A 22,405-nucleotide genomic window follows, 5' to 3' on the forward strand; every position below is an offset into this window, starting at 1 on the left:
GAGCTATTCAGGGACTTCAAGACACAAAATACTTCTGTGTGTTGATTCATTCAGCAAGCCCTATTTAGCAGGATAGATCATGCGTAAACTTAGTTTTAAACGACTGTTCATCTTTGCAATTTTAATGGGACTCAGCATTTTTGGGTTCAAGTTTCACAGCAATTTAACCATTGATGTTCTATTCATATCATTTTTAGGTTTAGTTGTGATTTATTTTAGTACTGTGTATATGCTGGCGTTATTTCTGTATTTATTTACAAAAAAAGAAGAGTAATACTTCATCGTTCCATAATCATTTCTTTTGTTTGCTTTGCAGCTTTTTTAAGCGTAGCATCTAACGTTTTCGTACTTTTTAAATGTGGCTTTAGTTGCTCGATACTATATTTCAAGTCGCTTTTAGTCTCAATGTCTGGATTCTTTAATAAATGCCAGCCAAGAGCTATTATTTCCCGTATGATCCGCATAAGAGTTTTTGTCTTTAAATAAGCTCCCATACGTTTTGCAAATCTTTTTTATGTTTCTCAAAAGAGCAGCTGTATCTTGTTCTTTTGATAAAATTGCTCGAAATTTAGTGACTGTGCTATGGCAATCTTTTTAATGAAATGATCTGCTTCTTTTTCGCTTGAAAATACTCTGTTTTGATCGTGTCCATTGAAATTAACTGTATGCTTCCCGTCTGGATCTATGACGCTTTCTGTTAACAAATCTTCAATTTTTTGTATGTTCATGTTGAACTATGCCACCTTTTTTCAATACATTTTTATTACATTATAATCTGCAAGATCCGGAAGAGAAATAATTCGATTTTTATTTGTTCTAAAGTATAGGAGTCCGTGTTTTTCTCTCTTTTCAAATGCACCGTTAAAAACAAATCCATTCTTAGAAGCCATTACCTGAAGCACCGGCTCTTCTTCAATAGACATTCCAATTGCTGTCTCAATTTTATCTCTTGCTTGCTGTGGATCTGATTCTCGATAGAATGATTGAATTCTTTCTTGTTGAACGCTGTTAATTTCTTCTATGATCCTATTACTCACTTCCTGTACTTCTTTAATAGCTTGCAGCTAATTGAATATCTTTTCCGTCAGGCCCTCCAGCGTTATGCCTGATGCTGAGCAAGGCGCCCGGAGCTTTTCTTCCTGCTAACCATATCCAATTAAAGGTTTTCTAAAAGATTTGTAGAATTATTAGAAAAGAAGGGGAAGGGGAAGCCGATATTACAGCAAAAACTGACAGGTCATTTTTAAAACATAAAAGTTGTGTAAATTTTTGTAAATTTTATGGGATCGTAATCGCATATAATGCTATTATCAGAAAAAAGAGATTTTTTTAAGGGGATGAACAAATGGGACATCTTGAAAAGCCGGTCAGCCAAGCTGGCAAAATCAGCCCGTGGCGGTTATATTTTACTTTGCCTATTTTATCGTGGGCTTTATACGATTTTGCCAATACGATTTTTTCTTCAAACATTAATACAATATTTTTCCCGTTTTATTTGCAGGAGGTGATCGGGGAAAATGAGGTTTTAAACCAAATTGCGAGCACATTTGTTTCATATTCAAATGCGATTGCCAGCTTCTTCCTGGTCGTTTTCTCACCATTATTTGGCGTTATGATTGACCGGACGGGGCGGAAAAAGAAGTATATTATCATTTTTTCGCTTGTATCGATTGCTGCCACTTTTTTTATGGGGATATTTGGGGGCTGGGATCTTTCTGGTGATCTTTTTGGCGTTCCATTATCGCTTGCGCTTGTAATCATCCTTTTTATTATCGCTAAATTCTTTTACCACTCCAGCCTTGTATTTTATGATTCAATGATTTCCGATTTAGGCTCCAAGCAGGAAATCCCGTTAATTTCCGGGTTTGGCGTAGCGGTCGGTTATATCGGAACTTTAGTTGGCCTTGCTGTTTATCCTTTTGTCGGCGACGACGGATTCCATGAAGCGTTTATTCCAACCGCGATTTTGTTTTTCGCTTTTTCTTTGCCCTTATTCTTTTTCGTCAAAGACAAACCTTATGATCATATCCAAAAAGAGCCGTTTCTTGCCGGCTATAGAGAGATCATCAAAACGTTTAAAGAGATGAAACTGTATAAACCGATATTTTTGTTTATGATCGCCTATTTCTTTTTGAACGATGCCATTTCGACAACGATCGCGATGATGGCCGTGTATGCAAAAGCGATTGTGGGATTTTCAACAGGCCAGTTCATTTTGCTTTATCTCGTTTCGACTGCATCGAGTATTATTGGTTCGTTTATTTTCGGCTATGTGACAAAGGCAAAAGGAGCCAACAAAGCGGTAAAATATGTGGGAGTACTGCTGCTGGTTGCACTGTTGATCGCTACATTTGCTATCCATGAATGGATGTTTTGGCTGGCAGGAAGCATGTTTGGTATTGCGTTAGGTTCTATGTGGGTAACAACGAGGACATACATCGTTGATTTGACTCCAGAGGACAAACGCGGCCAATTTTTCGGCTTGTTTGCCTTTTCAGGCAAGGTGTCTTCGATTATCGGGCCGTTAATCTACGGGACCATTACCCTTGTCTTCGCTGATTACGGGAATATCGCAAGCAGAATGGCGATTGGTTCGTTAATGATTTTAACGTTGATTGGTCTCTACTTTCATTCAAGGATTCCCAAAGAGAATATTTAATGTTGCAAAACCCGTCTAAACAGGCGGGTTTTCTGCATTTCGCCGCAAACCTTTGTTTTAAAAAGAGTCGCGCTGTTTTTGTAAAACATTTAACAATCATCAGTAAATGCCGATATTCATGATATATAGTTTTGTAATATGTTTAGGAAGGGCGAAAAAATTTGGAAACTAAACACGGAATCCTGCTGGAGAGCGGCACAAACGAGCTCGAAATTGTCGAATTTGGAATTGGAACAAATAAATTTGGCATAAACGTGATTAAAGTAAAGGAAATCATCAATCCTGCAGCAGTGGTGAAGATCCCCCATGCACATCCGAACGTGGAAGGAATTATTGAATTGAGAGGAGAGGTTTTGCCCGTTATCAATGTGGCAAATGCACTGGGATTTCCACTATCTGATACTCCTGAACAGGATAAATTTATTGTGGCGGAATTCAATAAACAAAAGATTGTTTTCCATGTACATAGTGTTACGCAAATCCACCGTATATCATGGAACCAAATAGAAAAGCCTTCAGACATGTACCAGGGAATCGAAAGCCAAATTACAGGTGTGATCAAGTTGCATGATGAAATGGTACTGCTGCTCGATTTTGAGAAAATTGTCGTCGATATTAACCCCGAGTCAGGGATTAATGTCGAGCAAATCAAAAAACTGGGACCAAGGGAGCGTTCGTACAAAAAGCTGCTTATTGCAGAAGATTCTCCTTTGCTAAGAAAGCTTTTAGAAGATACATTGTCCGAGGCAGGATTCCAGTCAATTGAATTTTGCGAAAACGGCAGTGAAGCTTTAGCTTATCTCGAAAACCTTGCTCGGGATGGCAAGGATATTGCCGAAGAAATTCAACTTGTCATTACCGATATCGAAATGCCGCAAATGGACGGCCATCATTTAACAAAAAAAATTAAAACTGATTCCGCGTTGAAAAAGCTGCCCGTTATCATTTTTTCCTCGCTTATTACCGGTGACCTTCGCCACAAAGGGGAAATGGTCGGGGCAGACGCGCAGGTAAGCAAGCCGGAGATTGACGAACTGGTCAAATTAATCGACGAACATATTTTATAATAATAAAAAGCCGGGGAAACCGGCTTTTTTTGCATATATTCCAAGTGAAAAACTGGGAAGTGTTCATGGGGGGCTTGTCCCAAATGACAGGATTAGGAGCGGACATTCACTAATAGCTTTCACCAAGCTTTTTAAAGACCGGTTTTTTGTATTGCCGCTTGTTGTCCGGATCCTGTTTCCCTTCGATGATGCCAGTATACGATTGCAGCAGCTTTTTGGCCTGGCCGAGGGGAATCTGTGCCTTTGGATTTCGAATCGCATCGTTTAAGCTGCCAAGATGCGGCAGCTCCTTGAAATCGTCTTTAGTGGGAGGTATGTGAAAGGAATAGTGTCCGCATACGACCAGCACATCAGACTGCTGCTGGCTATTCCTTGGGTTTCTGGAAAAATGCAAGCCAACCTTTTTGGCTTTTCCTTCTCCAATCATTTTATTTATCGCCTCTTTTTTAAGCTTATATAAATATTTAGGATTTGGAGCTGTCTTTGCATGTCGATTTACTGTGAAGATGGCTTGCGAGAGGTTTTCAGCCGTTGCTTTTAGTGGGGGAAATGGTTTCTGGTCCCGATTCAATGTTTTCGCTCCTTTCCAGGATAGTTTAATCATTCTTTATTATACCTCTTTTTTTAAAAAGAGGGAAATAAAGGCGGTTAAACAATTGTTTTTATAAACGGCCCCTTATTCATTATACCCTCAACAAGGAATCATTAAGCTTCCCACCGTTCCACGAATAAATCAAAAAACTCGCCATAAGGCGAGTTTCCGGCTAAGTTGGTATTCACGGCCTGATGAATACCCGGGTTCCATTGGGGACGAGCCGGGACAATTCCAGCACATCTTGATTAAACATCCGTATACAGCCTTTCGAGACAGCTTTGCCAATTGAGGAAGGATCATTTGTTCCATGGATGCCGTAGCCAACTTTTGATAATGACAGCCACATTGCACCATATGGGCCGCCGGGATTTGGTTCACGATTGACAATTACATATTGACCGACGGGTGTTATCGTCAGCATTTTCCCAACCGCAATTGGATACGATTTTACACGTTGGCCATTTCTTAATAACGTCAGCCGCCGACTATTGAGGGAGACTGAAATGGTGTAGGGAATCGATTCAGGATCTGGGAGGCCCGGGATCAGAATGGACTGTCCGGCTGTAATCAGATTCGGATTGATAAGCTGTGGATTGGCAGCCATTAATTGCGACAATGACCTCCGATAATTTTTAGCAATCATGGACAGTGTTTCGCCGGGAGCAATTTGATGGTAAATGAAAAACATTCCTTTCTATAAGGAACTGGCAGGCTCGGGGATTATAACAGCCCGATGAACAGCTTTCTAATTATATGTATTTTAAGAATGGTGCAATTGCGCATGTCCGGCCCATGTGGAATTAAATTATCTCCAGATTTTTTAAAAAATTATCGTTTAAGCAGTGATTTTTGTCGATTTACATGACTCTTTAATAGTAATATAGAAGTATAGTCTATTTGCCCGTTTTATTCATACTATCGCACAGGCCAAGAGGATGATTGGATGGAAGAATATTTAAAAGGAATTTTAACAGCAGAAATAGACGATGAGGATACAAATAAGAAAATAGAAAAAATGATTTTTGACATCGTGCTTCGGCACGTAAAAGATTTGGTTTTTATTATGCAGGTCGAAAAAGGGCCGCGCTTTAAGTATGTTTTTGTGAACGAAATGGGACTGCTTCGCGCCGGGCTCGATAAAGAGTGCATCGGGAAAACTTTGCAGGAAGTCCTCCCGCATGAGCGCGCAGTTTCATTACAGAAAGAATATGAGCGGATTTTAAACAATCATAACCTGTCTATTTTCTCTGATGAAATTTTTCTTGATGATGGAACCAGTATGTTTGGAGAATCGGTGTTAACCCCGGTAAAAGACGAAAATGGTTTGACCCGGTTTGTCGTGTCAGTGACGAGAGATATTACTGATACGCTTATTGAAAAAAATAGGTTGATTGCCAGTGAACAGCGATATCGTTCGATCGTAGACCATAATTTGGATACGATATTTTCGATTGACTTAATGGGAAATATTTTGGAGGTTAATCCGGCTGCCCGTAAGCTTACAGGCTATACGGAAAAACAATTGAAAAAGCGTTCGATCTTTGAACTCATTTCCCAAAGTGATTTACCTGTTTGTCAGTCATTGCTTAATAACTCGAAGGAGGGTTATGCCCTCGAATCGCTGGACTGCCGTTTTTTGCATAAAAACGGTTCCAATCTAACTGTACATATTAAAACGGTTCCAATCGTTGTTCATTCTGAAATTAAAGGAATCTATGTCATTACAAGAGATGTTTCAGAACAAGCAAAAAACGCGGAAACCATTAAATTTATGGCTTTTCATGATCAGCTTACAGGAGTCCTGAACAGAAGAGCGCTGCTTGATGATCTCGATGAATCGATCGCGAGTACGAAGCAGAAGAAACAAGCTTTTGCGCTGATTTCCATTGATCTCGACCGCTTTAAATACTTGAATGATACGCTCGGCCACCTTTTTGGCGACGAAATATTGAAAAAGGTTGCCGACCGATTAGCAGAATTGGAGAAAAAAGGCTGTCGGGTATACCGTCCGGGCGGGGACGAATTCGTGATTTTGCTTCATCAGGCAGACAGAAAAAAAACGGCCCGATTTGCCCAAAAAATCCTGACGATGTTTGCGGAATCCTTTTATTTACATGCAGGAGAATATTACATCACACCAAGCATTGGCATCAGCATGTATCCGAATGACGGCAAGGATGCCGAGACATTGATTAAAAATGCGGATGAAGCATTGTTCCGTGTCAAGGAAAGGGGAAAAGCCCATTTTCAATTTTATCGTTCCGATATGAATTCTTCGCTCGGAAATGTTCTGACATTGGAAACCCATTTACGGAAAGCGCTTGAACGGAACGAGCTGGAGCTGTATTATCAGCCGCAAGTGCACCTTGCGAGCGGCGAGATTAACAGCTTTGAAGCGCTGATTCGCTGGAACAGCCCTGAGCTCGGTTTGATTACGCCTGATGAATTTATTCCACTTGCAGAGGATACAGGGCTAATCGTCCCGATTGGAAATTGGGTGATTTCCACTGCATGCAGGCAAATCAAAGCGTGGTCTGCTATGCGAAACAAACAAATCCGCATCGCAGTCAATATTTCTCCGAAGCAGTTCCAGCAGCCCAGCCTTGTAAATGTGATTCAAACTGCGATCGATGAAGCGGGTATTTTGCCTTCCAGTTTAGAAATAGAAATTACAGAAGGGGCAATGGAGGATACAAAGGAAACGATTCCAATCCTAAACCGTTTAAAGAAGCTTGGAATTAAAATTTCAGTGGACGACTTTGGGACAGGGTATTCTTCTTTAAATTACTTAAAACAGTTTCCGATTGATGTACTGAAAATTGATCAGTCGTTTGTCAGAGATATTCTTGTTAACGAAAAAAATGCCGCAATTACAACGACAATTATCCATTTGGGAAGAAGCCTCGGAATGGAAGTCATCGCTGAAGGCGTCGAGAAAAAAGAGCAAGCAGACTTTTTGGCAAAGGCAAACTGTCATAAGGCACAGGGCTATCTATTTTCCAAACCCCTGTACCATTTGAATGTGGAAGAACTGTTTATTTAAAACGAAAAAAGCAGCTATTTTGAAATCGGCTGCTTTTATTCGTTTTTAGTGCCTGAAGATAATGTAAAAATCGTCAGTTCCGGTCTGGATAAAAATCGAAACGGCAATCTTGTCGTGCCAAGCCCCCTGTTAACATAAAGTGTTAAAGGGGCGTCCCCGCCGACTTCGTAAAAACCTTCGCGGTATCTTTCAGCAAATGGGGGCGTGATCAGGGCGCCAACAAACGGTATTTGGACTTGTCCTCCATGGCTGTGGCCGCTAAGTTGCAACCCGATGTCAAGAGCAGCTGCCTCATCTGCAAGATCAGGTGCGTGCGACAGCAGAATTTGATAAGCATCTTCAGGAATATTTTGTATGGAAGCATTTAAATTGGGCTTGCCCAGCATGGCATCATCGACCCCGATTACATAAATGCTTGAGTGGTCGATAAGTTCAATGCGGCGGGATTCATTTAATAAAAGTGAAAAACCTGAATCGTTCATAATCTCTTTATAGATATCCGATCCGTAACCGCCGTGGTCGTGGTTTCCATAAACCGCAAATTTGCCAAAAGAGGCGTTAAGCCGGGTGAGAATCGGGGCAATTTTATCCGTATCTTCATATTTATTCGGTGCATCCATTAAGTCGCCGGTAAAAAGAATTAAATCGGGCTCAAGCTGATTGATTTTTTCAACGAGCCGTTTTAGTTGCTTGAGATCATATTGAAAGCCGAGGTGGGTATCGCTAAACTGAACGATTTTAAATCCCTCAAAGCCTTTCGGAATTCCTGGATTCTGAATCTGGTAAGTATTTACATCTAGTAGCTTGGGTTCGATTTCTCTTGCATAAAAAACCGCTCCGAGGCTTGCTGCCAGGCACGAAAACATCGCAACAAATACTCTTTTTATAAATTTTCTTCGCGTAACCTTTTTAGCCATCATTTCTACCAACCTATCTAAAAAAATCAACCGATATATAAAATTTTTTCGAGCAGCTGAAAACGCTAATGACATGTTCAGAAATAGCGCTGTCACAATACGCGCTCTTTAATACTAACAAACTATTGATTGAAATTGAACAAAAAGGTCGCTATTACTACAGGAAAGTATTCACAGTGGTCCAGTGTAAAAGCTGAAGGCTTTTGAAAAGTCGGAACGACACAACTGTTCAAACTGCCTCCAGCTTTTTGCAACTGCTTTAAGCACCGGGAATTTGGATTCGAAAACTCACGGCTCGTCTTTCTAATGCTTGCCATGAAGTAATAAACTGTTCTTTGCTGACTTTAACTTGTTTTTTACCCGATAAAGGGTCATTGATGTAAACGGAGTGTTCGTCGTAGCCCACTAACACAACGGCATGCAAATCGAGTGGGGTTTCAATCTTTTCACTGCCGTGCTGCCATGATTCCCAGCGGTCTGGCAGTCGATAATCGCCAGTTGTCCAAACGACGACCGGGTAGCCGTCGGACACATGCGACAAAATATCGTTAAAATCCTTCCCGGTTAAGTTGACAGCACTTCCGGGGAGATAGCGGTTGATTAAGTCAATCATCGGTTGATCAAAAACCGCATATCCAGCTTGTTTTCCTGTCATATCACCGACAAAGCCCCGGGCAGGATCTCCCCATTTTAAAATATCCCCGCTGCGGGATTTAATGAGCGGATCATTGTCTTTTGCGATTTCTTCATACAGCTTCCATTTTGTCGTTTCAACGCCTGCATATTGAAGCATCATCGCCAGGCTTGTCACTTCACATCCATATTTTAATTCAGGGTTCTGTCTGATTAAAGGTACGTCAAGCAGTTTTGTTTGACTCATTTCTGCCGGTTGATGCTGGATCTGTAATTCGGGATAATCTACAGCACTATTTTCAGATGATGTTACCCGCGGCTTTGCTTTCTGATTATTTCCATCGTTTGCCTGATCCGGGCTGCATCCAAACAGCGGAAACAGCAAAGCAATCAGGAATACTTTTTGCATGCATATCCCGCCTTCCTACAGGATCCCGTTCAAACGGGCGGCAGGAAACGTCGAATCGGACGGTATTGCCGCCCGCTCGAACGAACTGCACACTCTCGTCATCTGGCGAGTGGCAGTTATTATTAGGATTTACAATTGAAGATGTATTATATAAGTATCATGCTTCCAACCGTCATTTGAATCATTATAATCAACAGTATGGTAAAATGATTTATAAAAAAGCTGGGGGGTTGAAGATGGATGCATTGGATATTATGACGGATTTAGAGAATGTCATACCTTATTTTCAGCCAATATTCAGTGCGGATGAGCATCGCGTCATCGGCTATGAAATTTTGGGGAGATACCGGACTGCTTCCGGAGCTGCCAGTCTCGGCCCTTTTTTTCTTGACCGCCAAATACCGGATGAATACAGGCTTGAGGTTGATAATACGGTTTTGGAAAAAGCGTTGCGTAAAGCGGCTTGTCTTGACAACGATGTCTTATTATTTGTGAACCGGGATGCAGAATTGCTTATGCTTGATGGTGGTGAAGAATTTCTTCAGATCCTTCTTCGGTTTCAAGAACAAGGAATCGCCGTAAACAGAATCGTTCTTGAAATTTCAGAAAGAAACTATGAGGGAAATCCTGAACATTTAGACCATTTGTTAAATTACTACCGGACTTACGGCATGAAAATTGCTATTGACAAGATGGGAAGTGACAGCAGCCATCTGGATCGGATTGGCCAATTGTCACCTGATATTTTAAAGGTGGACCTTCAAGCCCTTCGATCGACGGCAGTCGGCCCGTCCTATCAAGATATTTTGTACTCGTTGTCGATGCTCGCCCGTAAAATTGGTGCCACGCTGTTATTTGAAAATATTGAGATGGTTTATCAGCTTCAATTCGCCTGGAAAAACGGGGGGCGCTACTATCAGGGCTTCTATTTACATACCCCAACCGAAGAATTTGTTGCCCGCGATTTTCTGAAGGAAAGGTTGAAGAAAGAATTCCATGAGTTCATTGTTTCCGAAAAAAAGAAATTGGAACGCCTTTTCTACGCCTCGGAAATGCTGCAGTCAAAAGTTCAAGAGATTCTCGTGAAACTTCGCAAGCACGATGTAAACGATGAGTTGCTTTTCACGCTCGCCAATCATCTGGATCAAATTGCGTTTCGCATGTATGTCTGCGATGAAGACGGTTTTCAACAATCGGCAAATATCCTGAAAATCAACAACCAGTGGATCATCCAGAAAGAATATCTGCAAAAAAACTGGAGCTGGAGACCGTATTTTTTAGAGAATATTATGAGGATGAGAAATGAGAAGAAAGGGATCCTTTCCGATTTGTACAGTGATATCGAAACGGGAGAAACGATCCGTACCTTTTCCTACCCGCTCAACACAAAGGAATTCCTGTTTATTGATTTGTCGTATGAGTACCTATATGAACATGATGGATTGCTTTAAGTTGGCCGTGAACTGAATATAGTCTTCAAACTCCAGACCGCTTTCATGCCGAAAGCGGTCTTTTTGCACGAGTTGCTTAAAGTGGGTGTGATCTTCGGGAATAGAACAAGTTACCAAGCGGAAAAATAATAACAACAGGCTATAAAAGGAGCTGACTGGATGAGCTTATTTATGACAATATTAATGACGATCGGAATCGGATTGATCATTTTTGCAGGTACATATACTTATTCTCTGGCAAAAGCGCAAAAAAATTCGAAAGACGGTCTTGATACTCCTTTACCGCGCCCGGTACAGCGGCATGTCTACATTCGCAACCCGATATTTCTTAGCTATCTGATTTTTTTTGGATTGCTGATTTTAACCATTGTATATATGGCTTTTGCCATCGATTGGTAGTACCGGGCTTTCGGCGGGAAGCCTCTTTTTTGAGAACCTGGGTATAAACGACTGTTTTTTCAATCATTCGCCCTCTTTTGCATTAACTTTGGGCTGCAGTGGGTATGTGAATACTATTGATCAGTTTTTTACCAATCAGGGAGCTTTTTTAACCAATTACTAAGTTTTGCGGAGCAGCCCTTACGGTTTAATCAATAAAGAGGGGGAGAACAAATTGTCCAGACATTTACTGAAGTTCCTGCCAGCCTTCATGGTTATACTGTTGATCACCCCGATGAGTGCCCAGGCAGTCAATGACCTAAAAAGCCGGGAAGATGTTTTTCGATTTTTGGAACAGTCCCTGCAGGCACAAGTATCACTGAGTGAAAAGACCAGAACGATGGAAGAAATAGATGAAATTCTGGATCGCTATTTTACAAATGAATACAAGAATCTGTTTCTAAAGGAGAATATCGTCAAGGAAGGGGACAAATATGTTACGTATGGGTCAGATTCGGCGCCATACTATATTCCTTTTTTTGACTTCGCTGAAGCCACAGAGGTAAAGTTTTTTAATGAAAAAATATATGTGTACGAGTATTTCCCGGAAAACCACGAAGGGCCTGTTGGTTATGACAGCCATTATGAAGGCCTGTTGCTCGAAAAGGAAAATGACAGCTGGAAAGTATCGGAATACTTATATAATATGGAGCCGGAAGAAATGATCAGAGCAGAGAGGGAGAAAGAGAAAGATGACAAAGAAGCACGCTACAATCTCGTGTTTGGAGAACCGGCGTTTGTTGCAAATTTGGAACCAGCAAGCGATCGTTTTGATTTGAGCACTGACCCGTTTTCTGCTTTCCTTCGATACGCATCGTCAATAAGCGGTCATCATTGGGGTGAGTACCAAGCCTTTTTTAAGAGCGGGGAGAGCGAAAGTGAAATCGCCCTTGAATAACATGGAAAGAAGCTTTGTCATTAAAAGACAAGGCTTCTTTTATTTCAAGATCACTCTGGAGGGATGTCCAATAATTCACTAAGTTTCTCTAAATTAAACCCGGCTACAACTGTGTCATTTATAATGACGGTCGGGGTTGAGTATGACTTGAATTGTTCGGTTAATTCTTTTCGGGCAACCGGATCATTTTTAATATTCTTTTCTTGATAAGAAAAACCGTGCTCTTTTAAAAACAGCTTAACAATATCGCATGGAGGGCATTCGGGCTGGCTGTACAAGATAATCTTTTTCAAAGTGCTGATTCTCCCGTTATTCTAGTTTTGTTTCTGCAGATAATCAATTAATCCCATAGAACAAACATTTAAGTCAAGTGAAAGGATTTTTTCGGCAGCATGTCCCTGTGCAATGCCTTTTTCTTGCAAAAAGGATGAAACGCGGGCAGCAAGCCTTTCTTCCGTCCGTGTTACCCGTTCTTCGAGTGTTGAAGCTTGCTTGTACGCGATTGAGGCTTCATCAACAAAGATTTTTAACCAGCTTCTAACCTGGCTGTACACTTCGCCGGGACGGTCAGACATTCCATAATGCCCAAAAAAGATGTAATCCACATTTAACTTTTCAAATAAATCGATCGACTGTCTCATTTTATCCGGATCGAACTGGTTGGGCGATGTGGATGGCAAATAAAGCTCAAGGCCGCCGTTCTTAAGCTGTGGATAAGTTACCCCGGCAGTATCCCCGGTAAACATCCCATTTACAGTTGAATGATGAATGCTGAAGTGATGATTGGCGTGCCCGGGAGTATCATAAAAAGTAAGTGTGCAATTGCTTCCGATTGTGAGCGTCTGTTGATCAGCTTTCACTATATGGCGATTTTCAGGGACTGGAACGATCGGATTGAACAGTTCGTCAAATTTCTCGCCGTAAACTGCCCTTGCCCCGGCAATCAACCGTTCCGGGTTGATCAGATGCCTTGCGCCTTTTGGGTGGACGACCACTTCGGCATTCGGGCAATGCTCCAGCAGCAGCCCGGCACCGCCGGCATGGTCAAGGTGTATATGGGTAACGATAATATAGCGGATTTCTTCTGGAGAAACTCCAAGCGCTTTTAAGCCGGCAAGAATATGGGGAACTGATGGGCTCGCTGAAGTTTCAATCAATGTTAATTTTTCTTCAGCCAATATGTATGATCCTGTTCTTTGTTCCCACCCTAAATCATGGCCGTCAATCAAAAAAATATTCTCTGCAAGCTGGTCCGGTCTACTCAAAAAATCACACCCTTTTTATGCTTTTACTTGTACAAATGCTTGTCATTATTTTATGCTGTAAATATTGGCATGTAAATGAGTTGAGTTAAAAAATTCTGAATTTAATCCAGTTGGATAGAAACATGTCAAAAGAGAAACCTACTGTTAAAGGTTTGTTTTTGTTTGAAAGGAGAGGGAGCATGTCACAGCTTCAAGGGATTATTTCCAGATTAAAAACCCTTCAGGAACAATCGCCTGCAGGAGAGCCGGCTCAAAGGTTTTTTGAAGTGGACGGAGAAAGAAAGTGCCAGGTTACGTATCATGCAAAGACTGAAACGTTTGAATTGGAAGTATATAATGACAAGGAAAAACCGAAGCGATATCAATTTGATAATATCGATATGATCGCCATTGAAATTTTTGACTTAATTCAATAATGATTAGGGACGGGCTTTTGATTAGGATCATACTCTTATCAAAAGCCCATTTGTTTTTGATAAGTGAATCAGAAAATATATCATCAGCAAGTATCGTACATTGTACAGGCACCTCGCCATAAACTATGATAAAATGAAAATGGTGAAAACAATTATTGAGGAGTTTTCGGCGATGATAAGTCTTCAAAATGGGGAATTTTTAGCAATGAGCATTAAAGAATTAATGATCCCCTCCGAGCGGGTTGCCCATGTGCAGGTCGGGAATAATTTAGAACATGCTTTACTCGTGTTAACAAAGAGCGGCTATTCAGCCATTCCTGTGTTGGACCCGCATTATAAGCTGCATGGGCTAATCAGTACCCCCGTTATAATGGATGCGATTCTCGGTCTGGAACGGATTGAATTCGAACAGCTTGAGCAAAAACGGGTTGAGGAGATTATGAATAAAAAGATTCCGCGCTTAAAAATTGACTCTGATGTAAAAGCTTCTTTGGAGTTGCTCGTTGACCATCCTTTTTTATGTGTGGAAGATAAGGACGGAATTTTTGAAGGTATCCTGACAAGAAGGACAGTCCTTCATTTATTGAACCAAAATGTCCGCAGGCGGAATAAGGAATAGCTATCAGGCTCCCTATATGGGGGCTCACTTTTTTTAAGTAACCTTTCCAAGTATCGAGGTGGTACAATGGGACAAGCTGCAAATAATCAGGTAAAGAAGCTGGCCGCCCGCCGGACGAATCGGCCGTTTGTGCTTGGGGCCGTTATGCTGGCGATGTTTATGGGTGCGATAGAAGCGACAATTGTTTCAACCGCGATGCCGGCGATTGTCGGTGACTTAGGCGGATTTTCTTTATACAGTTGGGTCTTTTCTTCTTATTTATTAATGAACGCAGTTACGGTTCTCATTTACGGCAAGCTTTCTGATTTATTTGGCCGTAAACCAATTATGACTTTCGGAATCATCGTTTTTTTAATCGGATCGATACTTTGTGGGGTTGCCCAATCTATGGAAATGCTAATCCTGTTCAGATTTGTCCAGGGATTTGGCGCCGGAGCCGTACTGCCGATTGCGACAACGATCGTTGGCGATATATACACAACAGAAGAACGGGCGAAAATACAGGGTTATTTGTCGAGTGTCTGGGGGATATCCGCCGTAATGGGACCGGCGATTGGCGGATTGCTTGTAGAGTTTGTCAGCTGGCGGTCTGTATTCTGGATCAATATCCCGCTCGGAATTTTAGCGATTGCCGGCCTGTGGCTGTTTTTGCATGAAAATGTTGAGAAGAAAAAACATGAAATTGATTATAGTGGCGCTTTGCTGCTGACAACGGCTATTTCCGCCTTGATGATTGTCCTTGTTGAGGGTGGAGTAAACTGGCCGTGGTTTTCAGGACAAGTGGCCGGCCTCCTTGCAGTAACTGTGATCGCATTTATTTTATTCATCTTCCAGGAAAAAAGAGCCGCGGAACCAATGATGCCTTTCAACATTTGGCGGGAGCGTTCAATCTTGATCGCCAACATTACTTCTTTAACAACGGGAATCATGTTGATTGGCATTTCCAGCTTTCTGCCGGCATTTGTCCAGGGTGTGATGGAACGATCGCCAATCGTCGCCGGTTTTACGTTAACATCAATGTCGATCGGCTGGCCGCTCGCCTCGATGGCTGCGGGACGGCTGATGCTGACAATCGGTTTTCGAAGCACATCGCTGATTGGCGGCATTTCGCTAATTCTTGGCAGCATCATGTTTGCTACTCTTTCTCCGCAAGCGGGGCCGCTATGGGCCGCAGCCGGTTCCTTTCTGTTGGGAATCGGTATGGGGCTGACCACAACAACTTTTATCGTCTCCATTCAGAGCACGGTAAATTGGCAGCAGCGCGGCATTGCCACTGCTTCCAACATGTTTATGAGGAATTTGGGGAATACAATCGGAGCCGCACTGCTTGGGGGTATTTTAAACAGCCGGATAAAGAATTATTTTCAAACACATGGCAGCGGCCAGGAAGAAGAGCTAACCGTTGATTCTACAAATATTCTTTTAAACGAAGCGGAACGGGGCCAGCTTTCCGAAAGCTTAAAAGATCTGCTCCAGGAAGGATTAACTTACTCGCTCCATTACGTTTACTACGTTGTTTTACTTTTTGCGATAATCAGCTTTCTATTCATCATGTTTCTTCCAAAAAGAGAGAAAAACTCCGCTTCTTAAGTGGAGTTTTTCTCTCTATCAAGCTAACGCCCTATATAGCAGCTGGAATATCAGCAGGACCGTGATTGAGTGGAGAAGCCTTTTTAAATATTTGACTGATATGCGCCCAGCAATTATTATAGATTTTTCCAGTGATAGTGATATTTTAAAAATATTAATATGAAATATAAGAAAAACTTATAAGGGAGCTTTTTGATGTCCTCATTATCCGAGTTTCAACTGTTGTCAGTACTCGCCCAGGAAAAAAATATGAGAAAAGCGGCTGAACGATTATTTGTATCCCAGCCGGCATTATCACAGCGCCTGCAAAATATTGAAAAAGAATGGGAAGTAAAGCTGTTTATCCGCTCGCAAAAAGGCCTGACACTTACGCCTGCCGGAGAGCATGTCATTCAATTCGCAAATGAAGTGATCGCAAAGGAAGAAAAGGTGCGTGAGTCGATCCACGCTTTAAATTCCGAAGTATCAGGGACATTGAAAATCGCCGTCGCTTCAATTGTCGGACAAAATTGGCTGCCGCTTGTTCTGAAAAAATTCGTCAGCCGCTATCCCCAGGTAAAAATTTCACTTATAACTGGCTGGAGCAGCGAAATGTCGCGGGCTCTTTATGACGATCAAGCCCATATCGGAATTATCAGGGGCACACCTGATTGGAAGGGCGTTAAAATTCACTTGTTTGAAGATAAGCTTTATCTTGTTGATACTGAAATTACAAAGCCGGAGCAGGTATTGGAAACAGACCGCCCGTTCATCCAATTTAAAAGCGACTCCAACTATTATCAGGAAATTCAAGATTGGTGGCTGCGCCAGTTTAAAACCGCCCCGAAAAGAACAGTTGTCGTCGACCAGATTGAAACATGCAAGCAGATGACCTTCAATGGGATTGGATATGCGATTCTTCCGGCGATCACCCTGAACGGCGCAGATAAAGATATTTTTAAAATCCCGCTATTGGATGAACATAAACAGCCGCTGAGAAGGGATACTTGGCTTCTTGGTTATGAGTCATCCTTCCAGCTTAAACAGGTGCAGGCATTCGCTCAATTGATCAGGGAACATATCGAAGAATCAGGCCAGTAAAAATTCTTGTTTTCAATGCTTTTGTTTGATAAAGTATTTTTAGCATACATAATAGGAGGATTTTTGGATGAAAATGATGGATGCAAATGAAATTATTTCGTTTATACAAAACAGTACAAAATCAACACCGGTAAAGGTTTATGTAAAAGGGGACCTCGAAGGGATTGATTTTGGTGCAAGCGCCAAAACTTTTATAAATGGAAACACTGGAATTGTTTTTGGAGAATGGTCTGAAATCAATGCAGCTCTAGAAGCAAATTCTGCAAAAATCGAAGATTATGTCATTGAAAATGATCGCCGCAACTCAGCGATTCCATTATTGGACATGAAAAACATTAAAGCGCGAATCGAGCCGGGTGCGATCATCCGTGACCAGGTCGAGATCGGCGATAATGCTGTTATCATGATGGGGGCAAGCATTAATATCGGTGCCGTTGTTGGCGAAGGAACGATGATTGACATGAATGTAGTTCTCGGCGGCCGTGCAACTGTCGGCAAAAACTGCCACATCGGTGCTGGTTCTGTATTGGCGGGAGTTATTGAACCACCGTCCGCAAAGCCCGTCATTGTAGAAGATGATGTTGTGATTGGTGCGAACGCTGTTGTTTTAGAAGGCGTAACAGTAGGTAAAGGTGCTGTTGTTGCTGCAGGCGCGATTGTCATTGAGGATGTTCCGCCATATACAGTTGTTGCCGGGACACCTGCCCGCGTCATTAAAGAGATCGATGAAAAAACAAAATCGAAAACAGAAATTAAACAAGAGCTTCGCCAGCTCTAAAAATAAGCCAAAGTGCTTTACCGACCTTGCCGCAGTTAATCCGGCAGGGTTGTTTCAATTTTAACAGGGGTACTAAATTTATCTGAGGGGAGGCTGGAGAAAGTGACTGCAGCCATTCATCCATTTATAAAAATTCGCCGCGAGCTTCATCAAATTCCCGAGCTTGGTTTTCAGGAATTTAAAACGCAGCAATACTTGCTGGACTATCTATCCAAATTGCCGCAGGAAAGACTGGAAATTAAGAAATGGCGTACCGGACTTTTTGTAAAAATAAATGGGTCTAACCCGAAACAAACAATCGGATACCGTGCTGACATGGACGGATTGCCAATTGATGAGGAAACAGGACTTGACTGCCGCTCTGTCCATGAAGGAAAAATGCATGCATGTGGACATGATTTTCATATGAGTATCGCGCTCGGCTTGATTACCCATTTTGTTAATAAGGCAATCGACGATAATCTTTTATTTATTTTCCAGCCAGCGGAGGAAGGGCCGGGCGGTGCCGAGCCAATGCTGAAATCAGAGATCATGGCGGAATGGAAACCCGATATGATTATCGCTCTTCATATAGCTCCTGAATACCCGGCCGGGGCGGTTGCAATCAAAGAAGGACTTCTTTTTGCCAATACTTCCGAACTGTTTATCGACTTAAAGGGAAAAGGCGGGCATGCGGCCTACCCACACCAAACCAATGACATGATTGTCGCCGCATGCAATTTGGTCACACAGCTGCAAACGATCGTTTCGAGAAACGTGGATCCACTGGACAGTGCTGTAGTTACGATTGGCAAAATTACCGGTGGAACCGTACAGAACATCATTGCGGAAACGGCCCGTCTTGAAGGAACAATCAGGACGCTCTCCCCGCAATCAATGTCAAAAGTTAAAGAAAGAATCAATGCGCTCATCCACGGATTGGAAATTGGTTATCAATGTGAAGCGAAAGTTGACTATGGCGCGATGTACCACCAGGTTTATAATGAAGAAGTTTTGACCCGCGAATTTATTGACTATGCCGAGAAGCAATCAGGAATCGATGTCATCCATTGTAAAGAAGCGATGACGGGCGAAGATTTCGGTTATATGCTCGCGGAAATCCCCGGATTTATGTTTTGGCTCGGTGTCGATTCCGAATATGGTCTTCACCACGCAAAGCTAAATCCGAACGAAGCGGCAATCGAAAAGGCGATAAGTTTTATTGCGGACTATCTTCAATTTAAATCTGCTCAAAAATAATTGTTTATTTTTTAAAAATAATGGCAAAACATTTTAATGGGAATTTTATGTGCGGCTATTTAGATTTATTCCTATATTGTTTTGACTCCAAATAAGATTTACACTATAATGTACATTGTTGAGGATTTAATGGGACAAACCTTCAGAGTTTGCTCATTTACTAACAATAATGGAGGGATTCAACATGCCTGAACGTATGGTAGGAAAACAAGCACCCCGTTTTGAAATGGACGCAGTATTGCCAAACAAAGAATTTGGAAAAGTGAGCCTCGAGGAAAATATGAAGAATGACAAGTGGACTGTTCTTTTCTTCTATCCAATGGACTTTACTTTCGTTTGCCCTACTGAAATCACAGCTTTATCTGACCGTTATGATGAATTTGAAGACTTGGATGCTGAAGTTATCGGTGTTTCTACTGATACGATTCATACTCATCTTGCCTGGATTAAAACAGACCGCAAAGATAATGGACTTGGCGATCTGAACTATCCGCTTGCAGCTGACACAAACCATGTCGTATCCCGTGAATACGGCGTATTGATTGAAGAAGAGGGAGTTGCGCTGCGCGGCCTGTACATTATCAGCCCGGAAGGCGAATTAATGTATTCCGTTGTGAACCATAACAATATTGGCCGTGATGTCGATGAAACTTTACGTGTTCTTCAAGCTCTTCAAACTGGCGGATTATGTCCGGCAAACTGGAAGCCTGGCCAAGCAACTCTTTAATCATCAGCGTCACATCACCAATGAAAAAGACCTAACCAAGCTGTTAGGTCTTTTCTCGCATCATTTATGTCCGGGAAAACAGAGATATTTTGCGAAATAAAGGAGTCGTTTAAGATGAAATTACGTGAGCCAATGCCTGAATTGAACGGTGCAACTGAATGGTTAAACGGTGAAGTAACAAGAGATCAACTCGTCGGTGACAAACCATCATTAATCCATTTTTGGTCGATTAGTTGCCATTTATGCAAAGAGGCAATGCCTCAGGTAAACCAATTTAGGGATCAGTATAAAGATAAGCTGAATGTTATCGCTGTTCACATGCCCCGTTCAGAAGACGATTTAAATCTTGATGAAATTAAACGGGTCGCAGAAGAACATGGGATCAGCCAGCCGATCTTCGTTGACAGTGAGCATAAATTAACAGAGGCATTTGAAAATCAGTACGTCCCTGCCTACTATGTATTTGACAAGGAAGGCAAGCTCCGCCACTTCCAGGCGGGGGGCAGCGGCATGAAAATGCTGGAAAAACGTGTGAACAGGGTACTTGATGAATTGGAAAAAACCGAATAAGTTTTTGAGGATTGGCCGAAATCCGGTCAATCTTTTTTTTGGCGAATTTCTCCCCAAACCTAGCCATAAATTTTTTAGAAACACCCATGATCGCGAAATCGTAAAAATGTGTCGAAATAAAATTGGAAAAATAACGCAAAAGGGTAGATAAATATTTCGAAAACCGATATATTTATGATTACGTTCTTTTTTATTTTTCTGAATTTTTTAATGCAGAGAGGGGAGGACACATGAATGAACACATTTAAAAAATTGAAACAGTATTATTGGCCCTATAAGCATTATTTTATATGGTCACTTGTCTTCTTGTTGTTGATGACGGCGATTACCGTTGTCTATCCGATGATTTTGCAGCTGACTATTGACAAGGTTGTTCTTGACGGGCAATATGAGTGGATTCCATATTTGGCAGTCGGGTTCATCGCAATCATGATGGTCAAAGGGGCAGCGACTTATATTCACCAGTATACAGGGGACTTATTTGGAATCACTTCTGTTTATAAGCTAAGAAACGCCTTATATGAGAAGCTGCAGTTTTTGCCATTCAGATACTATGATAATGCGAAAACAGGCGATTTAATGTCGCGGCTGACAGCGGATGTGGAGGGGTTCCGCTTCTTTTTATCAATGGGATTTTCTGAACTGATCCGCTTTGCTTTACTGATTGCGTTCAGTTTTTCGGTTATGTTTTATTATTCGCCGTCACTGACCTTTGTTACGCTTGCGACATTGCCATTTCTCGCGATCGTGGTTTATAAGTTTGATAAAGCCGTTCATCCGGCTTTCAGGGGGATTCGGAAGGCGTTCGGCAAACTGAATACGAAAGTGCAGGAAAATATCAGCGGGATCAATACCGTAAAGTCATTATCCCGTGAAGACTTTGAGATTGGAAAATTTAATCGGTCCAACAGCGATTACCGGGACCAATATTTGTTTACCTCTGACATTTGGGCAAAATATTTTCCTTTAATGGAGTTCCTCGGAAATATCAGCGTCGTTCTATTGCTTTCGTACGGCGGCTTTCTTGTCATGAATGGAAGCCTGAACCCGGGCGAATTGGTCGCGTTTTACAGCCTTGTCTGGTATATTATGTGGCCGATCATGAACCTCGGCTTCGTCATCAATTTATTTTCACAGGCAAAAGCTTCGGGTGAACGGCTCCTTGAGATTTTGGAAGTGGAAAATGAAATTGTTGAAAAAGCGGAGCCTCTTATAAAAGAAAAGCTTGATGGCAGAATCAATTTTGATCATGTTACCCTTCGTTACGGAAATGACGAGAAGGATGCCCTTTACAATATCTCGTTTGAAGCACATCCCGGGAAGGTTATTGGCTTGATCGGCTCGACCGGATCAGGGAAAACGAGCATTACCCAGCTAATGACGCGTTTTTATGAACCTGTGTCTGGGGATGTTTTGATTGATGGAAAAAATGTTAAAGAGTACTCGTTGAAATCTTTAAGAAGCAATATTGGCTTCGTATTGCAGGAGTCTTTCCTGTTTTCCTCATCGATAAAAGCAAATATTTCATATGGGCGCCCGGATGCGACAATGGAAGAAATCATTGAGGCGGCGAAAAGAGCCCAGGCCCATGAGTTTATTCTTGAGCTACCGGAAGGCTATGATACGATGCTTGGCGAAAGAGGCATGGGTTTATCGGGCGGACAAAAACAAAGAATCGCGATTGCAAGGGCAATTTGTACAGACCCCAGTATTTTAATATTGGATGATGCCACGAGCGCAGTCGATATGGAAACCGAATTTCAGATCCAACAAGGGTTAAGGGAAGTAATGAAGGGAAGAACGACGATCATTATCGCCCACCGCATTTCTTCCTTAAAACATGCTGATGAAATTCTCGTCCTCGAAAACGGGCGGATTGCGGAACGGGGCGTCCATGATGAATTGTTAAAAAACAACGGCCCGTATCAGCGTATCTTTGCGATCCAATACAAAGACCAGCAAAAAATTCTCCAATCGCAAACAGGATGAGGAGGTGCGAATCTTGAAAAAG

Annotated in this window: 24 protein-coding genes; 16 read left to right on the plus strand and 8 right to left on the minus strand. The window is 41.9% G+C overall.

The window, feature by feature from the left end; translation table 11 throughout:
• The first annotated feature begins 79 nt into the window (after positions 1-79).
• Complete coding sequence (locus CU633_RS18770; protein WP_101662111.1) at positions 80-274, plus strand: hypothetical protein; 195 nt, start codon at positions 80-82, stop codon at positions 272-274.
• A gap of 247 nt (positions 275-521) precedes the next feature.
• Here CU633_RS18770 and CU633_RS18780 read toward each other — a convergent pair whose 3' ends face one another.
• Both CU633_RS18780 and CU633_RS18785 read right to left on the minus strand, forming a co-directional pair.
• Positions 522-728 carry a hypothetical protein gene (locus CU633_RS18780; protein ID WP_101662113.1) on the minus strand — a complete coding sequence of 69 codons (207 nt, stop codon included), beginning with the start codon at positions 726-728 and terminating at the stop codon, positions 522-524.
• Between the two features lie 21 nt (positions 729-749).
• Positions 750-1,037 (minus strand): hypothetical protein, encoded by a 288-nt coding sequence (locus CU633_RS18785; RefSeq protein WP_101662114.1) that lies wholly within the window; start codon positions 1,035-1,037, stop codon positions 750-752.
• Positions 1,038-1,345: 308 nt separating this feature from the next.
• Between CU633_RS18785 and CU633_RS18790 the strand changes: the two genes are divergently transcribed.
• Positions 1,346-2,659 carry an MFS transporter gene (locus tag CU633_RS18790; RefSeq protein WP_101662115.1) on the plus strand — a complete coding sequence of 438 codons (1,314 nt, stop codon included), beginning with the start codon at positions 1,346-1,348 and terminating at the stop codon, positions 2,657-2,659.
• Positions 2,660-2,820: 161 nt separating this feature from the next.
• Positions 2,821-3,726 carry a chemotaxis protein gene (locus tag CU633_RS18795; RefSeq protein ID WP_101662116.1) on the plus strand — a complete coding sequence of 302 codons (906 nt, stop codon included), beginning with the start codon at positions 2,821-2,823 and terminating at the stop codon, positions 3,724-3,726.
• A gap of 109 nt (positions 3,727-3,835) precedes the next feature.
• On the opposite strand, the gene CU633_RS18800 is transcribed toward CU633_RS18795, so the two are convergent.
• Positions 3,836-4,330, minus strand: a complete 495-nt coding sequence (locus tag CU633_RS18800) for a YkyB family protein (RefSeq protein ID WP_374703390.1) — start codon at positions 4,328-4,330, stop codon at positions 3,836-3,838.
• A 172-nt stretch (positions 4,331-4,502) separates the two neighbouring features.
• A complete protein-coding gene (locus tag CU633_RS18805; protein WP_180955034.1) occupies positions 4,503-5,009 on the minus strand; it encodes a L,D-transpeptidase family protein in 507 nt (168 codons plus the stop codon).
• A 255-nt stretch (positions 5,010-5,264) separates the two neighbouring features.
• On the opposite strand from CU633_RS18805, the gene CU633_RS18810 reads away from it, so the two are divergent.
• Positions 5,265-7,364 (plus strand): sensor domain-containing protein, encoded by a 2,100-nt coding sequence (locus CU633_RS18810; RefSeq protein WP_180955035.1) that lies wholly within the window; start codon positions 5,265-5,267, stop codon positions 7,362-7,364.
• 35 nt (positions 7,365-7,399) lie between these two features.
• On the opposite strand, the gene CU633_RS18815 is transcribed toward CU633_RS18810, so the two are convergent.
• Both CU633_RS18815 and CU633_RS18820 read right to left on the minus strand, forming a co-directional pair.
• Positions 7,400-8,281 carry a metallophosphoesterase gene (locus CU633_RS18815; RefSeq protein ID WP_101662148.1) on the minus strand — a complete coding sequence of 294 codons (882 nt, stop codon included), beginning with the start codon at positions 8,279-8,281 and terminating at the stop codon, positions 7,400-7,402.
• A 259-nt stretch (positions 8,282-8,540) separates the two neighbouring features.
• Positions 8,541-9,323 (minus strand): C39 family peptidase, encoded by a 783-nt coding sequence (locus tag CU633_RS18820; protein WP_101662117.1) that lies wholly within the window; start codon positions 9,321-9,323, stop codon positions 8,541-8,543.
• A gap of 236 nt (positions 9,324-9,559) precedes the next feature.
• Between CU633_RS18820 and CU633_RS18825 the strand changes: the two genes are divergently transcribed.
• The 3 genes from CU633_RS18825 (at position 9,560) to CU633_RS18835 (ending at position 12,110) form a co-directional block, all read left to right on the plus strand.
• Positions 9,560-10,774, plus strand: a complete 1,215-nt coding sequence (locus CU633_RS18825; RefSeq protein WP_101662118.1) for an EAL domain-containing protein — start codon at positions 9,560-9,562, stop codon at positions 10,772-10,774.
• A gap of 159 nt (positions 10,775-10,933) precedes the next feature.
• Positions 10,934-11,173, plus strand: a complete 240-nt coding sequence (locus tag CU633_RS18830) for a hypothetical protein (RefSeq protein WP_101662119.1) — start codon at positions 10,934-10,936, stop codon at positions 11,171-11,173.
• A gap of 214 nt (positions 11,174-11,387) precedes the next feature.
• On the plus strand, positions 11,388-12,110 hold the full coding sequence (locus tag CU633_RS18835; protein WP_101662120.1) for a DUF3993 domain-containing protein: 723 nt from the start codon (positions 11,388-11,390) through the stop codon (positions 12,108-12,110).
• A 50-nt stretch (positions 12,111-12,160) separates the two neighbouring features.
• On the opposite strand, the gene CU633_RS18840 is transcribed toward CU633_RS18835, so the two are convergent.
• Positions 12,161-12,403, minus strand: a complete 243-nt coding sequence (locus CU633_RS18840) for a glutaredoxin family protein (protein ID WP_101662121.1) — start codon at positions 12,401-12,403, stop codon at positions 12,161-12,163.
• Between the two features lie 21 nt (positions 12,404-12,424).
• Entirely contained in the window at positions 12,425-13,375 is a 951-nt protein-coding gene (locus CU633_RS18845) for an MBL fold metallo-hydrolase (RefSeq protein ID WP_101662122.1), read from the minus strand.
• 179 nt (positions 13,376-13,554) lie between these two features.
• On the opposite strand from CU633_RS18845, the gene CU633_RS18850 reads away from it, so the two are divergent.
• The 9 genes from CU633_RS18850 to CU633_RS18890 all read left to right on the plus strand — a co-directional run bounded on the left by CU633_RS18850 (position 13,555) and on the right by CU633_RS18890 (position 22,383).
• Positions 13,555-13,791: a YkuJ family protein gene (locus CU633_RS18850; protein ID WP_101662123.1), complete on the plus strand. Its 237-nt coding sequence runs from the start codon at positions 13,555-13,557 to the stop codon at positions 13,789-13,791.
• Positions 13,792-13,963: 172 nt separating this feature from the next.
• Positions 13,964-14,410: a cyclic-di-AMP-binding protein CbpB gene (gene cbpB / locus CU633_RS18855; protein ID WP_101662124.1), complete on the plus strand. Its 447-nt coding sequence runs from the start codon at positions 13,964-13,966 to the stop codon at positions 14,408-14,410.
• Between the two features lie 66 nt (positions 14,411-14,476).
• Complete coding sequence (locus CU633_RS18860) at positions 14,477-16,000, plus strand: MDR family MFS transporter (RefSeq protein WP_101662125.1); 1,524 nt, start codon at positions 14,477-14,479, stop codon at positions 15,998-16,000.
• 195 nt (positions 16,001-16,195) lie between these two features.
• Positions 16,196-17,080, plus strand: a complete 885-nt coding sequence (locus CU633_RS18865; protein ID WP_101662126.1) for a LysR family transcriptional regulator — start codon at positions 16,196-16,198, stop codon at positions 17,078-17,080.
• A 67-nt stretch (positions 17,081-17,147) separates the two neighbouring features.
• Positions 17,148-17,858, plus strand: a complete 711-nt coding sequence (dapD, locus tag CU633_RS18870; RefSeq protein WP_101662127.1) for a 2,3,4,5-tetrahydropyridine-2,6-dicarboxylate N-acetyltransferase — start codon at positions 17,148-17,150, stop codon at positions 17,856-17,858.
• Between the two features lie 102 nt (positions 17,859-17,960).
• Complete coding sequence (locus tag CU633_RS18875; RefSeq protein WP_257959061.1) at positions 17,961-19,097, plus strand: N-acetyldiaminopimelate deacetylase; 1,137 nt, start codon at positions 17,961-17,963, stop codon at positions 19,095-19,097.
• A gap of 184 nt (positions 19,098-19,281) precedes the next feature.
• Entirely contained in the window at positions 19,282-19,824 is a 543-nt protein-coding gene (locus tag CU633_RS18880; RefSeq protein ID WP_101662129.1) for a peroxiredoxin, read from the plus strand.
• Between the two features lie 114 nt (positions 19,825-19,938).
• Complete coding sequence (locus tag CU633_RS18885; protein WP_101662130.1) at positions 19,939-20,394, plus strand: TlpA family protein disulfide reductase; 456 nt, start codon at positions 19,939-19,941, stop codon at positions 20,392-20,394.
• 234 nt (positions 20,395-20,628) lie between these two features.
• The gene (locus CU633_RS18890; protein WP_101662131.1) at positions 20,629-22,383 is read left to right on the plus strand and encodes an ABC transporter ATP-binding protein; all 1,755 of its coding nucleotides are present in this window, start codon (positions 20,629-20,631) and stop codon (positions 22,381-22,383) included.
• Positions 22,384-22,405: the final 22 nt, after the last annotated feature.

This window comes from Bacillus sp. V3-13, from assembly GCF_002860165.1.
GTDB lineage: Bacteria > Bacillota > Bacilli > Bacillales > Cytobacillaceae > Bacillus_BJ.